The sequence below is a fragment of the Haloleucobacter ellipsoideus genome, from assembly GCF_052491725.1.
Genome location: NZ_JBQWAR010000021.1, coordinates 129,922 through 144,328, shown reverse-complemented (window position 1 = coordinate 144,328; position 14,407 = coordinate 129,922). Strand labels below are relative to the sequence as shown.

At 64.1% G+C, this 14,407-nt stretch carries 12 protein-coding genes; 8 read left to right on the top strand and 4 right to left on the bottom strand.

Features of this window, described 5'->3' with window-relative positions:
* Nucleotides 1–159 precede the first annotated feature (159 nt).
* The gene (gene recF / locus ACT6QG_RS15195) at nt 160–1,308 is read left to right on the top strand and encodes a DNA replication/repair protein RecF (protein ID WP_444978430.1); all 1,149 of its coding nucleotides are present in this window, start codon (nt 160–162) and stop codon (nt 1,306–1,308) included.
* Between the two features lie 399 nt (nt 1,309–1,707).
* On the top strand, nt 1,708–2,367 hold the full coding sequence (locus ACT6QG_RS15190) for a L,D-transpeptidase (RefSeq protein ID WP_444978429.1): 660 nt from the start codon (nt 1,708–1,710) through the stop codon (nt 2,365–2,367).
* Nucleotides 2,368–2,509: 142 nt separating this feature from the next.
* On the opposite strand, the gene ACT6QG_RS15185 is transcribed toward ACT6QG_RS15190, so the two are convergent.
* On the bottom strand, nt 2,510–4,561 hold the full coding sequence (locus ACT6QG_RS15185) for a glycosyltransferase family 2 protein (RefSeq protein WP_444978428.1): 2,052 nt from the start codon (nt 4,559–4,561) through the stop codon (nt 2,510–2,512).
* 380 nt (nt 4,562–4,941) lie between these two features.
* Here ACT6QG_RS15185 and ACT6QG_RS15180 point away from each other — a divergent pair, with 380 nt between their 5' ends.
* Nucleotides 4,942–6,606, top strand: coding sequence for a lysine--tRNA ligase (locus tag ACT6QG_RS15180; protein WP_444978427.1), 1,665 nt, complete (start codon nt 4,942–4,944; stop codon nt 6,604–6,606).
* Between the two features lie 219 nt (nt 6,607–6,825).
* Entirely contained in the window at nt 6,826–7,461 is a 636-nt protein-coding gene (locus ACT6QG_RS15175; protein WP_444978426.1) for a peroxiredoxin, read from the top strand.
* 160 nt (nt 7,462–7,621) lie between these two features.
* Here the strand turns inward: ACT6QG_RS15175 and ACT6QG_RS15170 are convergent, their stop codons facing one another.
* Nucleotides 7,622–8,053 carry a CBS domain-containing protein gene (locus tag ACT6QG_RS15170; RefSeq protein ID WP_444978425.1) on the bottom strand — a complete coding sequence of 144 codons (432 nt, stop codon included), beginning with the start codon at nt 8,051–8,053 and terminating at the stop codon, nt 7,622–7,624.
* Nucleotides 8,054–8,249: 196 nt separating this feature from the next.
* Complete coding sequence (locus ACT6QG_RS15165) at nt 8,250–9,002, bottom strand: rhomboid family intramembrane serine protease (RefSeq protein ID WP_444978424.1); 753 nt, start codon at nt 9,000–9,002, stop codon at nt 8,250–8,252.
* A gap of 300 nt (nt 9,003–9,302) precedes the next feature.
* Between ACT6QG_RS15165 and ACT6QG_RS15160 the strand changes: the two genes are divergently transcribed.
* Nucleotides 9,303–9,941 (top strand): transglutaminase-like cysteine peptidase, encoded by a 639-nt coding sequence (locus ACT6QG_RS15160; RefSeq protein WP_444978423.1) that lies wholly within the window; start codon nt 9,303–9,305, stop codon nt 9,939–9,941.
* A 214-nt stretch (nt 9,942–10,155) separates the two neighbouring features.
* Here ACT6QG_RS15160 and ACT6QG_RS15155 read toward each other — a convergent pair whose 3' ends face one another.
* A complete protein-coding gene (locus tag ACT6QG_RS15155) occupies nt 10,156–10,908 on the bottom strand; it encodes a TerC family protein (RefSeq protein ID WP_444978422.1) in 753 nt (250 codons plus the stop codon).
* A 1,063-nt stretch (nt 10,909–11,971) separates the two neighbouring features.
* On the opposite strand from ACT6QG_RS15155, the gene ACT6QG_RS15150 reads away from it, so the two are divergent.
* The 3 genes from ACT6QG_RS15150 to lptF all read left to right on the top strand — a co-directional run bounded on the left by ACT6QG_RS15150 (nt 11,972) and on the right by lptF (nt 14,389).
* A complete protein-coding gene (locus ACT6QG_RS15150; protein ID WP_444978421.1) occupies nt 11,972–12,766 on the top strand; it encodes a TetR/AcrR family transcriptional regulator in 795 nt (264 codons plus the stop codon).
* Nucleotides 12,724–13,080, top strand: a complete 357-nt coding sequence (locus ACT6QG_RS15145) for an ArsC family reductase (protein WP_444978420.1) — start codon at nt 12,724–12,726, stop codon at nt 13,078–13,080. Before ACT6QG_RS15150 ends, ACT6QG_RS15145 begins: the two co-directional genes overlap by 43 nt.
* A 142-nt stretch (nt 13,081–13,222) precedes the next feature.
* Nucleotides 13,223–14,389 carry an LPS export ABC transporter permease LptF gene (lptF, locus tag ACT6QG_RS15140; protein ID WP_444978419.1) on the top strand — a complete coding sequence of 389 codons (1,167 nt, stop codon included), beginning with the start codon at nt 13,223–13,225 and terminating at the stop codon, nt 14,387–14,389.
* Nucleotides 14,390–14,407 lie beyond the last annotated feature (18 nt).

Sequence of the window (14,407 nt, the reverse complement as noted above, 5' to 3'; positions counted from 1 at the left end):
TGCGGCAGGCCATTTCCTTGCAGGGGTCTTGCTTCAGCCTTGCGTCCGCCGCCCTGAACAGGCCGGGCGGATACCGGCTGCCCCGGCATCGGGTTCACGCGAAAGCGGCCCGGCATCCGCCATTCGGCATTTCTCCCACCCCCGGCTCCATTTCAGCCCATGCAGCATGCCCGCATCCGCACCCTCTCCCTGTCGCGCTTTCGCTCCTATGCGGCGGCGCGCTTGCAGGTGGGTGCCGGCCCTGTCGTGCTCACCGGCCCGAATGGCGCGGGCAAGACCAATGTGCTGGAGGCCATCTCCTTTCTCACCCCCGGGCGCGGACTGCGACGGGCGCAACTGGCCGATATCGGCCAGCAGGAGGCCCATTCCTCCCCTTTGGTGCAGGATGGACTGCACCCCTGGGCCGTCTCGGCCATGGTGGATGGCGCGCTGGGAGATGTGCGGCTCGGCACCGGTGTCGAGAATGCCGAATCCACCCAGCGGCGCTGCCGGGTGGATGGCGAGCCGGCCGGCAGCGCCAATGCCTTTCTGGATCACCTCAAGGTGGTGTGGCTGACACCGGAGATGGATGGCCTGTTCACCGGCCCGCCCTCCGATCGCCGCCGCTATCTGGACCGGCTGGTGCTGGCGGTGGATGCCAGCCATGGCAGCCGGGTGAATGCGCTGGAACGGGCCCTTCGCGCCCGCAACCGCCTGCTGGAGGACAATGGCGCACCGCGTTTTCTGGATGCGGTGGAACATGAGCTGGCAGATCTTGCCATTGCGGTTTCCGCTGCCCGTGTGGAAACGGTCGCACGGCTGGGGGCCGAGATTGCGACGCGCCATGATGCATCCTCCCCCTTCCCCTTCGCGGAAATTGCGCTGGAGGGCACGGTTGAGCGCATGCTCGCATCCGCGCCCGCGGTGGAGGTGGAGGACCGTTATCGCGCCCTGCTGCGCGACAATCGCGCCCGGGACCGCGCTGCCGGGCGCACGCTGGAGGGGCCCCATCTGTGCGATCTGCTGGTGAGCCACGGGGGAAAGCATCTGCCCGCCGCGCGCTGCTCGACCGGGGAGCAGAAATCCCTCCTCATTGGCCTCACCCTCTCCCATGCCCGTCTGGTGGCAGCCATGCAGGGCGTCTCACCCGTTCTGCTGCTGGATGATGTCGTCGCCTATCTGGATTCGGAGCGCCGGGCCGGGCTGTTCAGCGCGCTCACGGCTCTGGGGGCTCAGGTCTGGATGACCGGGGCGGACAGCAGCGCCTTCAGCCAGCTTGAGCAGATCGAGCATTTCACCGTGCTGCCCGGTCTCGTGCAACCGGCCTGATGTGGCGACCGCGACACGCCCTGTGGCGAACATGTCGCACTGCGCCATGACATGCCGGGCATAAGCTGGAATTAGACTGAAAGAGGCGGCGGAACACGCCTCTCAGATCCGGAATTCATCATATTATCCAACTGGATAGCACCAATCCGAAACCGGCCGGCCAGGTCCGGTGAGGAAAAAGAGTCTCTTTCACGTCACACTGTTGCACATGTGCAACCCGCAGCATTGCGAGCCCATGGTAAAGGCTTTGTGCCTGCGCAAAATTTCAAACCTTTTCGCGGCGTTAACCTTAATGACACCTTACCGCGATTGAATGCGTTGCCAGAGAGGCGGTCCCCGCCCCTGCCACGCGGAATCCGCGAAGGCAGTTTTAATTCGCATTTTCGTGTTGGGCAGATCATGGCAACTGAAGCGACGAAAAGCAGCATTCTGACGCGCCGGCTGTTCATGCTGGGCGCACCCTTGGCTCTGGCCGCTTGCGTGACCACGGATCAGAATCCCCCTCTGGGCACAGCCATTCATGACCCGCGCTATGGCGCGATTCCCGGAGAGCGCTTCCCTGTCGAGGCGATCGACCTGTCCGAGGTCGATCCCAAATATCGCCGGCAGGTGGTGGATTACAAATCCCCCCACGCGCCCGGCACGGTGGTGATCGATATCAACAACCGCCATCTCTATCTGGTCCAGAAGGATGGCAAGGCGCTGCGCTATGGCGTGGGCGTGGGCAAGGAAGGCTACATGTTCCGTGGCAATGCCACGGTTGGCCGCAAGGCTGAATGGCCGAGCTGGACCCCCACCCCCAACATGATCCGCCGCGAGCCCAAGCGCTATGGCCCCTATGCCGGCGGCCTGCCGGGTGGCGAGAACAACCCGCTCGGCCCGCGCGCGCTCTATCTCTATCAGGGCAACCGCGACACGCTGTTCCGCATTCATGGCACCACCGAACCGTGGAGCATCGGCAAGCAAGTCTCCTCCGGCTGCATCCGCCTGCTGAACCAGGACATCATCGATCTCTATGAGCGCGTCCCCACCGGCGCGCGGGTGATCGTGCAGCGCTGAAGCCGCGCCCTGCCCGGACAGGACAGTCTTCAACCGGCCGGACATCCCGGCCGGTTTTTTTGTGCGCCGCGCTGAAGCCCTTTCCAGCCAGAGGCACCCCTGCCCCACCGGAGGGTCTCATCCTGCCGGATGCGTCTTGCCCTCACGCCTCCGCAGCACCGCGCCACACCGATGCACCGGAGCCGGCACTTTCCTGCGGCACGGCTGCCGGAACTGGCCGGTGGCGGGCGCGGGACAGGCCGTGCTCGGTCTTCTTCCAGTAAAAGGGCCGCCAGACCAGATCGACCAGTGCGTTGCAGGTCGCGACCGAGGACAGCAGCCAGTAGAAGGGAATGGTCGAGATGATGCGCCAGTCCAGCTTCTGCCCCCGCCGGCGCAGGCCTGTCGCGATGGTCAGCCCCGCCCCCAGAAGGCCGGCGACCAGCGTGCTGTAGGAAATGGCGGAAACCAGCACCTCCGGCCATGTCTCACAGGGCAGGCCGATCTCGCCCCGCGCGATATCGCGCAGGAGCAGCCCCATGAACAGGGGATGGGTGAGCGCGGCCGCGAAGGGCCCGGCCGTCAGCAGCAGCAGGGCCAGTGTGGCGCGCAGCCCCATTTCGCGCACCAGCGCCTGCGGCGCGCGGGCATGCACCAGCAGGGTCTGCGCCCAGCCCTTCATCCAGCGCGTCCGCTGGCCCAGCCAGGCCTTCCATGTGATCGGGGCCTCCTCGAAGGTGGAGGCCGAGATGATGTGCGTGCGCCACCCCGCCCGGGCAAGCCGGATTCCAAGATCGGCATCCTCGGTGACATTGAATGGATCCCACGCCCCGACCTTCTCCAGAACGTCACGCCGGAAATGGTTCGAGGTGCCTCCCAGAAGGATCGGCAGATCAAGCGCGCTCAATATGGGCAGAAGCACATCGAACTGGCCGGCATATTCGGCGGCGAACTGCCCGCTGATCCAGCTCTCGCCCCCATTGTCCACGCACAGGCGCGCCTGCACGCAGCCCACCCGCGCATCCGTGCGAAACGCCATCAGCGCACGGCGCAGCTGGTCTGGCTCGGGATGGTCCTCGGCATCGAAAATGCAGACATGGCTGCCGCGCGTGAAGGCCAGGGCCAGATCCAGCGCCTTGGGCTTGGTGCGCGGGCCAATGGCCGGCACCGCGATTTCCTCGATGCAGGAGGGCAGGTCCACAGCCGCGATGGCGGCGCGGGTTATGCTGTCATCCGCCTCAACCACCAGCTTGATGTCCAGTTTCTCGGCGGGATAGTCCAGCCCCTTGAGCGCCTCCACCAGATGCGGCACCACCGCGGCCTCGCGATACAGCGGCACCAGCACGGAATAGACCGGAAGGTCCCTGTCGCTCAGGCTTGCGCCCTCTTCCATGCGTGCGGCGTTTCCCGGCCCGGCGCCCCAGGCGGTCGGGCGCACCGCGCCCCCGCCCGCATAGAAGCATCCGGCCAGACGCAGCGCGATCCAGCCCAGAAACACCAGGGACAGGAGCGTTTGCAGGATCAGCAGCCCCAGCGCCACGGACTGGCCGAACAGCGGCGGCAGGCAGATCGCCAGCAGCACGGGCACAAGGATCGACAGCGCCAGCCCGCTCATCACCCGCTTCTGCGAAAGCCCGCCGGCGGATGTCTGCGGGCTGGTTTCCAGACGTCCGAACACGGCCGCATGGGCCAATGCCGGGCCAGCCTGCGCCAGCAATCCCCGGCGCAAGGTGGCCGGCGCGATGAGATGCACCCTGTGCGCCAGCTCCACATCCTGCCTGAGGGCGCGGGCGAGATGGCGGATCTCGCGCCCCTCGATCGCCAGAATGAAATCGGTGCGCCCATCCTCCTGAGGCTGGGGCATGGCGCCCACCCGCAGCGCCATCCGCGCCATGTCCAGTGTCCGGGGCAGGTCGAGCCTGTCGGGATCGGCCACCCGCACCCCAAGATGGCCGGCAAGAATCCGCACGGCCTCATCCGGCGAGACATGGCCCTGGGCGATCAGCACCTGATCCGCGCCCACACCCAGCCGCCGTGCACGCTCCACCGCGGCCAGCAGCACAGGCTCGGGCAGGATGCCCGCAAAAGCCCGCGCCTCGACAGGAAGCGCCAGCCCCTGCACGCGCCCGCCAGCCGGCCCGCCCTGCCCCGACCCTTCATGCGGTTCCCGTGGAGGCGGTCCTTGCTGCCCGGACCTGTCGATACGCTTTGCCATATCCCTTGCCGCACCATCTGAATACGACCGGCACCACAGGACAGGCGCGGCATATTCAGGCAACCGGATAAGCAACAGGCATGTGGCATGCCATCCATCCGTGGATGTAAAGATCAATAAACACATCTATAGGTAGAAATGACTGATCTATACTGTCCCGTCAGGGGTTTTTCTGCGCCCGACAGCCATGCTTCCCTGCCCCACAGGCCGGAGGAAACCCGTATTCAGGCCGCTTCACCCCCCTTTCCACCCCCACTATTCCGCTGCGTCACACTGCACCCGATTCGATTCCGGACAGGAAAGGCGCAACAGGCCCCAAGCATGCGTTGACGCGTCCCTCGGACCTTCCTAAGTTCCGCGCTCCACTCTTGGAGCCTGAAATGACTGAAACCTCGTCCGTCCCTGTTGTTCCGGCCGAACTTGCCGCCGAACTGCGCCAGCTTGCCGAAACGGCCACAGCCTGGCCGTTCGAGGAAGCGCGCAAGATTGTGGAGCGGCTGAAGCGGAAACCGAAAGACGAGGTTCTGTTTGAAACCGGCTATGGCCCCTCCGGCCTGCCGCATATCGGCACCTTTGGCGAGGTGGCGCGCACCACCATGGTGCGCCATGCCTTCCGCGTGCTGACCGAGGACAAGATCCCCACCCGCCTGCTGTGCTTCTCCGATGACATGGACGGCATGCGCAAGGTGCCGGACAATGTGCCGGACCCGGAGGCGCTGAAGCCCTATCTCCAGCTGCCCCTGACCAAGGTGCCCAACCCCTTTGGCGGGGGATACGAGAGCTTTGGCCACCACAATAACGCGATGCTGCGCCGCTTCCTCGACACCTTCGGGTTCGACTATGAGTTCGCCAGCGCCACGGACTATTATTTCTCCGGCAGGCTCGACGCCATTCTGCTGAAGGCGGCGGAAAAGTATGATGACATCATGGCCATCATGCTGCCCACGCTGGGCGAGGAGCGGCAGGCCACCTACAGCCCCTTCCTGCCCATCTCCCCCACCACCGGCCGCATTCTCTATGTGCCGCTCAAGGGCGTGGACGCAAAGGCCGGCACCATCACCTTCACCGACGAGGACGGGGTGGACAAGACCATTCCCGTGACCGGCGGCCATGTGAAGCTGCAGTGGAAGCCCGATTTCGGCGCCCGCTGGGCGGCGCTCGATGTCGATTTCGAGATGTTCGGCAAGGACCACCAGACCAATGCGCCGATCTATGACCGGATCTGCGACACGCTCGGCGGCATCGCGCCGGAGCATTTCGTCTATGAGCTGTTCCTCGACCAGAACGGGCAGAAGATCTCCAAGTCCAAGGGTAATGGCCTCACCATTGACGAATGGCTGACCTATGCCAGCCCGGAGAGCCTTGCGCTTTATATGTTCCAGTCCCCCCGCTCGGCCAAGAAGCTGCATTTCGATGTCATCCCGAAGGCGGTGGACGAGTATTTCAACTTCCTCGCCCGCTATGAGACGCAGGACTGGAAGCTCAGGCTGAACAATCCGGTGTGGCACATCCATGCCGGCAATCCGCCCAAGCTGGACATGCCTGTCTCCTTCACCATGCTGCTCAACCTCGCCTCGGCGTCCAACACCGAGGAGAAGGAGACGCTGTGGGGCTTCCTGCGCCGCCATGTGCCTGGCATATCACCGCAAACCCACCCCAAGCTCGACGAGCTGGTGGGCTATGCGGTGCGCTATTTCCAGGATTTCGTGAAGCCGGGCAAGGTGTTCCGCACCCCGGATGAGGTGGAGCGCGCGGCACTGGTGAAGCTGGATGAAGCCCTCGCCGCCCTGCCGGAAGGCGCAAGCGCCGAGGACATCCAGACCGCGCTTTATGATGTCGCCCGGCCGATCGAGCGCTATCAGGACTTCAAGGCCAAGGGTGCAACGCCCGAGCGCCCCGGCGTCTCCGTGCAGTGGTTCAACACGCTGTATCAGGTGCTGCTGGGGCTGGAGAAGGGGCCGCGCTTCGGGTCTTTCGTGGAGATTTACGGGGTGCCCGAAACCCGTGCGCTCATTGCCAGGGCGCTGGCGGGCACGCTCTCCTGAGCGACACCACCCCAGGGACAGGAACGGAAAGCCCCGGAAAACCGGGGCTTTTTTCTTTTGCGGGCCAGATGCGGGCAATGCTCAGGGAGCGGAAGCAGCGCGCCCGGATTTCACACATATAAAGTGTGCAGAAATAAAAATCACACCACACCTTCACAAGTCGCGATTTTAATGCACTATGTCTATGTATAAGGTTTGTTTTGAAGTGTGGAGATTGTGATGTCGCTGCGTCTTGGAGATACCGTTCCCGACTTCACCGCCCAGAGCACGGAAGGCGAGGTCCGCTTTCATGAATGGCTTGGCGATGACTGGGGCATCCTGTTCTCACACCCCAAGAACTTCACCCCGGTGTGCACCACCGAGCTGGGTCAGGTCGCCCATCTGAAAAAGGAGTTCGACAAGCGCGGCGTGAAGGTCATCGGCCTTTCGGTGGATACCATCGAGAACCACCCGCAATGGGTCGCCGATATCAAGGACGCCACCGGCGCCGAGCTCAATTTTCCGCTGATCGCCGATTCCGGGCGCGAGGTCTCGGATCTGTATGACCTCATTCACCCCAATGCGAATGACACGCTGACGGTGCGCGCCGTCTTCATCATCGGCCCGGACAAGAAGCTGAAGCTGACCCTGACCTATCCGGCCTCCACCGGTCGCAATTTCGCGGAAATCCTGCGCGTGGTGGATTCGCTCCAGCTCACCGCGAAGCATTCCGTGGCCACGCCCGTGGACTGGACCAATGGCGATGATGTCATCATCGTGCCTTCCATCTCCGACGAGGTGGCACAGGAGAAGTTCCCGGAAGGCTGGAAGACCGTGAAGCCCTATCTGCGCGTGGTGAAGCAGCCGGGCCTGTAGGCCCCTGCCGGGCTGCTCCCCCTGGAGGCAGCCCAACTCCGCGCCCGTTCTCCGGGCCCTATGGCCCGGTTCTGCCCGGACGCCTGCCTGCAAGCGCCCGGTTCCCGCCCATGAGTTCTCCTCCCGGACTTCCGGCCGGCTTCTGCCGGCCGGCCTTTCCTCAGGCGGTCATGATATAGGTGCGCAGCTCATCATGCTCGCGCTGCATTTCCTCGACGCGATGCTTCACCACATCGCCGATGGAGATGATCCCGCACAGGCGGTTGCCCGAAACCACCGGCACATGGCGGAAACGCCCGCGCGTCATCCGCTCCATGATGGTGACGATGTCCTCGTCCTCCGTGCAGGTGACGACCACGCGGGTCATCACACCCTCCAGCTTCTCCTCCAGCACGGCGGTGCCCCGTTCCGCCAGCAGGCGCATCACGTCCCGCTCGGAGAAGATGCCCTTCACACCCATCTCCTCATCCACCAGCACCAGCGCGCCGATGCGATGTTCCGCAAGGCAGTTCACGGCCTCGCCCACCGTGGCTCCGGGTGAAAGGAATACAACGTCTCTGCCCTTGGCAGCCAGCATCGTCTTGACAGTCATGGCACGCTCCCTTGCCTGCCATCCCCGCCCCCGGTTGCCCCGATGTCTGTGGGGGATGGCCTGATCGACCCCTCAAGAATTGACCGATCCGGCACCCCAGACAAGAGCACATCCGCAGATTTCGCGTCACAATCGCCACAGGTCCGGGTGGCGCGTGGATGCGCGACCTGCCCTTGCGGCAGATTCATGTTGAAAATCAGGGCCGGTATGCCGCCCGCGGGATAGGATCGAACAGGCCGAACAGGAGAAAGCCGGCCATGAAGCCACCCAGATGCGCCTGCCAGGCCACCTGCACGCCCTCCATGCCCGGCATGTCCAGCCCCAGGCCAAACAGCAGGTTCAGGCCCATCCACAGGATGACGAACATCAGCACGCGCCTGTCCCCCAGCCCCTGCCGCAGCGTATGGGCGGGCTGGTGTGCGCTGGAGCCCCCGCGTGACTGGCCGGACAGCGGACCGCCGGGCGCGAAGGTGAAGCGCACCGCCCCCGCCATGATGCCGGACACCGCGCCCGATGCCCCGATGAGCGGCACCATCCCCTCCGGGTAGGTTATATAGTGGGCGGCAGCACCGCCGGCCGCCGTCACCGCATAGAACAGGGCAAAGCGCACCGCGCCGAAGCGCCGCCCCAGGGGCGTGCCAAAGGCCGCGAGCCAGATCAGATTGATGCCCAGATGCGCCCAGTCTCCATGCAGCAGGCCATAGGTGACCGGCGTCCACAGGCGCGGGCCAAGACCGGTCTCGGAGAAGAAGCCGAACTCCGGCAGGTGATAGCGCACGGGAATGAAGGCGAAGAGCGTGAGGACATCAATGTCCTGCTCCGCGCTCAGCACCCACTCGCGCACCATATGCACCAGCACCAGCAGGGCGGCGATGGCGAGCACGCAGCCGGGCAGATTGAAGACGGGTTGCCGTCTCGGCGCGCGGGGTATGGGCGGAAAGTCAGACACGTCGGAGTGATACCACCCCCACGGCCCGCTTCAAGTGAAAAGGCTGCCCCCCTGAAAAGGCGGGCCCAATGCGACCGGAAGGGGAATGCGCGCCGCGCCGTCCGGCCCTTCCGGGCAACAGGGTTAAGAGGCACCGCCATGGCGCATGGGCACTAGATTTGCCTGCCCCTCCCCCTGCGCCGCCATCCTGAATCCAGCACGCACAAGGGCCGGACGCGTTAAGGTTAACAGAAGGTTGACAGAGCAATTGCGGCCAATCTCGGGCATTATCATTTCATTAACCGAGGTGCGGTGATCGAGATGACCAAACGCTTCCTTCAGATCCTGTTGACCAGCCTGCTGCTCACGGCATCATCCTATGCCGGTGCACAGGAGCTGCGTTTCGCCAGCCTGACAGCAGCCTTTGCGCCCCGTCACCTGCCTGAAGGCGGCGCCACGATCGCCCCGCGCGGTTATGTGCGTTTCTGCCAGCAGCTTCCCGAGGAATGCGTGCCGAGCGGCAATATCGTTGCCGCCATCCGTCTGGAACCGGAGCACCGCGCCCAGCTTGAGCGCATCAACTACGCCTTCAATGTCGCCATCGAGCCGGTGACCGATCTGGAACAGTATGGCGAGACGGACCGCTGGACCTATGCCGACAGCGGCAAGGGCGACTGCGAGGACTATGTGCTGGAAAAGCGCCGCGCGCTCATCCAGCTTGGCTGGCCGGCCTCTGTCCTGCTCATCACGGTCGTGCGCGACCATAATGGCGATGGCCATGCCGTTCTCACCGTCGTGACCGATCAGGGCGACCTGATCCTCGACAATCAGGAGGACCGCATTCTCTCCTGGAAGGAAACCGGCTACCGCTTCGTGAAGCGCCAGTCCCGCCTCGACCCCTCCAGCTGGGTCTCCCTCGGCGAACGGATCGTGCCGCAGGTGGTTGGCAGCCGTCGCTGAACAATCTGACAAACGAAAAGGCCCGCGATGTCTCCTCATCGCGGGCCTTTTCGTTATTGGGGGCATGGAAGGCAAATGGCAGACCGGGCGGCGCACCGGCGCCCCTCACTCCTGCGCCCCGGCAGAGCGGGCCGCGCACTCCATGGGGAACATGGCCGACGGGGCTGCATCCACATCATGCAGCCCCCCCCCCGATCCCGGATCGCCCCGCGCGCTATTTGCGCTCGGCCTTCTGGTGGCGGCGGCGCGCCATCATGTTCAGCCCCTCGATCGCGGCCGAGAAGCCCATGGCGGCATAGACATAGCCCTTCGGCACATGGGCTCCGAAGCCTTCGGCGATCAGCGTCATGCCGATCATGATGAGGAAGCCCAGCGCCAGCATGACCACGGTGGGATTGGCCTCGATGAACCGCGCCAGCGGGCCGGCTGCCAGCAGCATGCAGCTCACCGCCACCACCACCGCGATGACCATGATCGGGATATGCTCGGTCATGCCCACGGCCGTGATGATGCTGTCGATGGAGAACACCAGATCCAGCAGGATGATCTGCACGATGGCGGCCGAAAAGCCCACGGCCACCGCCGCCGGCGCATCGAACATGTCCCCCTCGCCATGGTCCGGGTCCACATTGTGGTGGATTTCCTTGGTCGCCTTCCACACGAGGAACAGGCCACCGGCGATGAGAATGATGTCACGCCAGGAAAAGCCATGGCCGAACAGATGAATGACCGGCGTCGTCAGGGTGACGATGATGGCCACCGTGCCCAGAAGGGCCAGCCGCATGATCAGCGCCAGCCCGATTCCGATGCGCCGGGCCTTGGCGCGGAACTGGGCTGGCAGCTTGTTGGTGAGAATGGAAATGAAGATGAGATTGTCGATGCCGAGCACCACTTCCATGGCGATCAGCGTGACAAGGGCCACCCAGGCGGCCGGATCGGCGGCCAGTTGCAGCAGATACTCCGTCATCTGACAGGACTTTCAATAAACAGGTCTGGGAAAAAGCGATATGCGCACCACGGGTGCAGCCGGCCCGTGTCAGCGCCCGCGCGGGCGCCCGGTCCGGCAGGGGCCGACCTCATGGAGGGCCCCGTCCGCGCATGTCGCGACAGGCGCGCCACCATGCCGGCAGATGGCCATGGCAGAGCCGGGCCTCTTCACCCGGCCTGCAGCGGATTTCCGAAATATGGATGATGCACGCGCATCCGAAGCCCTCATCCCGGCGCATGGGGAAAAAGGAAGGGTGCCGGTCGCGCTGACAGTGCGATGCCGGACAATGGGCTTTCATGGGTCCTGATCCCGAATGACCCCATCCTGCCGCCCTGACTCACGAAAACCGGCCGGACAGAATCACAACCGGAGATAAGTGAGGACGGATGATGCGGGCGCAAATGCTTAACGACGCTTGATGATCCGACATCACGCGTCGTTAGTCGCGCCAGAGGGGCCCGGATCAGGTCTCCAGATTAAAGCGCATCGTGGCAAACCCAAGGTTTTACCGATGCGGCATCCTGACGCACCCATGTGCGAACCGCTTGCAACAACAGGGATCCGCGCCGTGCGCTGAGCCGAACACAGGCTTGCGCGCAGTCCGGCGGGCATGGCCTGCCCGCGCAGAAATGCAGACGCGCTGCGCCCCTCCAAGGGGCACAGGACAGGAAACGGGATGTCAGGAAAATGAAGAGGGAGGAGAGCGGGGGCGATGCCCTCCTCCCTCAAACCCGACCACCCACGGGTTGCGGACCATGGGCTTTGACCGAACGGTTCGGTCGGTATGTTTTGACTTAAACCATCAGATCGGATACGGCAAGAGGGAACCAAACGGTTCGGTCAATTTTTTCTGAATTGCGCCATGCCAAGGTGCCATTGCAAGAATGCGGTACAGTTCCTGCTCTTCTTCTCATCTGCCCTGCTGGCATGTTACAGGGTGGGAAACTCAGGAAGACAGATGCTGGATACCGCTTCCGCATATGCGCACCCGCATCGGATTCAGATCGGGGCGATGCCGGGGCTGAAGGAGAAACATGGCGCGATGACGCACATGGCAAACATTCCCGTGGCGAGCTCTCCCGTGGCGCGTGACGTCACAGAAAATCTCGACGGGGCCGGTGCTGCGACATCCTCGCATTCCGGCGCGGGACAGGACCCCGAAAAGCGCAGGCAGATTCTGGCCGGCGCACGGCAGATGTTTCTCGAGCGCGGCTTCGACGCTGCCAGCATGGGTGATATTGCACGCGCGGCCGGTGTGTCGAAGGGCACGCTCTATGTCTATTTCCAGGACAAGGAAGACCTGTTTTCCGCCCTCGTTTCCAACGAGTGCGGCGTGACTGCCGAACTTCTCTTCGTGCTGGATTCCAATGAGCCCGATATTGCCAAGGTGCTCACCCGCCTTGGCACCTCCTTCATCGAGGCGATGGTGCGGCCCGAACATATCGCCACCCTGCGCACGGTGATCGCCATCGGCTCGCGCTTTCCCGACATCGGCGTGCGCTTCTTCGAGGCCGGCCCCTGTGTGGGCGTGCGGCGGCTGGCGGAATATCTCCAGCAGAAGGTCGATCAGGGCGCGCTGGCGATCGATGATGTCGAGCTGGCGGCAAGCCAGTTTCTGTCCCTGTGCAAGGATGGCATCACCTTGCCGATCCTGCTGGGCTCGGAAGACTCCGCGGACAGCAACCATACCGACAAGGTGGTTGCCGGTGCCGTTCACATGTTCATGCGCACCTATGCCGATCCGAGGCGGCGCATCGCCCGCAAGATCAGCAAATTCGGCCGGAGGGGGAGAGGATGGCTGTCACCATCTATGGCATCAGGGCCTGCGACACCATGAAGAAGGCGCGCGCATGGCTGGACGCCCATGCGGTGACCTACAGCTTTCATGACTACAAGAGTGCCGGCATCAGCGCCGGTCAGCTCGAAGGCTGGGCCGCACAGCTGGGCTGGAGCGTGCTGCTGAATCGCGCCGGCACCACATTCCGCAAGCTGGACGAGGCGGAAAAGACGGATCTGGACGAGGCGAAAGCCATCGCCCTCATGCAGGCCCACCCCTCTCTCATCAAGCGTCCGGTTCTGGATCTGGATGGCACGCTTCTGGTCGGCTTCAAGCCCGAAGCCTATGAAGAGGCCTTCGCCAGACGCGCCTGAACGGCCCCAAGATCAACCGGCCGGAGCGATCCGGCCAATATATGAATTTGTGCATTGTTGCGACAGCGGGTATCTCGAACCGCCACAGCGCACATAACAGGGGGCATCGCCCGCGATGCCTGCCCGCATCTTCCGAGGATCGATGGGTCGTCTCGATCGCTACATCTTCTCCATGACTGCAACTGCATTTCTCAGTGTGGTTGTGGTTCTTGCCGGTATGATCTGGTCGACCCAGGCCCTGCGCCAACTGGATCTGGTGACCAGCCAGGGACAGACCATCCTTGCCTTTCTGGCCATCACCGGCCTGACCCTGCCGATGCTGGTGCTGGTCATCGCGCCGGCCTCGCTGTTCATCGCCACCGCCTATGCCCTGCTGAAGCTGAATGGAGACAGCGAGATCGTGGTCATGGCCTCCGCCGGCATGGGGCCATGGCGGGTGATCCGCTCGATGATTTTCCTGGCGCTGCTGGTGTCCGCCTTCTGCACGGCGCTTGCCATTCATCTGGTGCCCACCTCCCTGCGCATCTTTCGGGCGCAGGTCACGCAGGTGCGCGCGGATGTGGTGTCCTTTGTCGCCCAGCCCGGCCGCTTCGTCAGCCTCTCCCAGGGGCTGGTCTTCCATGTGCGCGAGCGTGACCAGAACGGCACCATGCGCGGCATTCTCATCAACGATGCGCGCGACAACAACACCTCCACCTATCTCGCCGATCGCGGCAATATCGTCGATACCGATGCCGGCACCTTCCTGATCTTGGAGGATGGCTCCATCCACCGGCGCGGCACGGAGAAGGACAACGGCACATCCGTGGTGAAGTTCAAGCGCTACGCCTTTGACCTGAGCAGCCTTGCGCCCGACAGCCAGACCGAGCTGCAGATGCCCGGGGAACAGCCCTTGTCCCATGTGCTGAACCCGCCGGCGAACGACTTCTTCCAGTTCTCCCAGCCGGGCCGCTACAGGGAGGAGCTGCACAAGCGCCTTTCGGCGGGCCTGTACCCGCTGGCCTATTTCGCCATTGCCGCCGCCGCCCTTGCCCGCCCGCGCACCACGCGGCAGAGCCGGGGCATGGCGCTGCTGGCCATCATTCCCGCCATGGCCATCGTGCAGATCGGCAATTTCGCCATTGCCGGGCAGTTGCGCGCCCATGCGGCCGCCGTGCCGCTGATCTATCTGCTGCCGATCGTGACGGTCATCATCTGCGCCATGGTGCTGCAGGGCTGGCTGCGCCCGTCGGTGCCGGCATGGCTGACCAATGCTGCCGAGACTCTGCGTCAGCGCTTCACCCGCCCGCCCGCGGCGCGACCCTCCTGAACCGCGGCAGGACGCACA

Coding starts and splice junctions, on each gene's coding strand:
- ACT6QG_RS15150 (WP_444978421.1), top strand. CDS start 11,972: ATGACGCACATGGCAAACATTCCCGTGGCGAGCTCTCCCGTGGCGCGT.
- ACT6QG_RS15170 (WP_444978425.1), bottom strand. CDS start 8,053: ATGACTGTCAAGACGATGCTGGCTGCCAAGGGCAGAGACGTTGTATTC.
- ACT6QG_RS15155 (WP_444978422.1), bottom strand. CDS start 10,908: ATGACGGAGTATCTGCTGCAACTGGCCGCCGATCCGGCCGCCTGGGTG.
- ACT6QG_RS15190 (WP_444978429.1), top strand. CDS start 1,708: ATGGCAACTGAAGCGACGAAAAGCAGCATTCTGACGCGCCGGCTGTTC.
- ACT6QG_RS15175 (WP_444978426.1), top strand. CDS start 6,826: ATGTCGCTGCGTCTTGGAGATACCGTTCCCGACTTCACCGCCCAGAGC.
- ACT6QG_RS15180 (WP_444978427.1), top strand. CDS start 4,942: ATGACTGAAACCTCGTCCGTCCCTGTTGTTCCGGCCGAACTTGCCGCC.
- lptF (WP_444978419.1), top strand. CDS start 13,223: ATGGGTCGTCTCGATCGCTACATCTTCTCCATGACTGCAACTGCATTT.
- recF (WP_444978430.1), top strand. CDS start 160: ATGCAGCATGCCCGCATCCGCACCCTCTCCCTGTCGCGCTTTCGCTCC.
- ACT6QG_RS15185 (WP_444978428.1), bottom strand. CDS start 4,561: ATGGCAAAGCGTATCGACAGGTCCGGGCAGCAAGGACCGCCTCCACGG.
- ACT6QG_RS15145 (WP_444978420.1), top strand. CDS start 12,724: ATGGCTGTCACCATCTATGGCATCAGGGCCTGCGACACCATGAAGAAG.
- ACT6QG_RS15160 (WP_444978423.1), top strand. CDS start 9,303: ATGACCAAACGCTTCCTTCAGATCCTGTTGACCAGCCTGCTGCTCACG.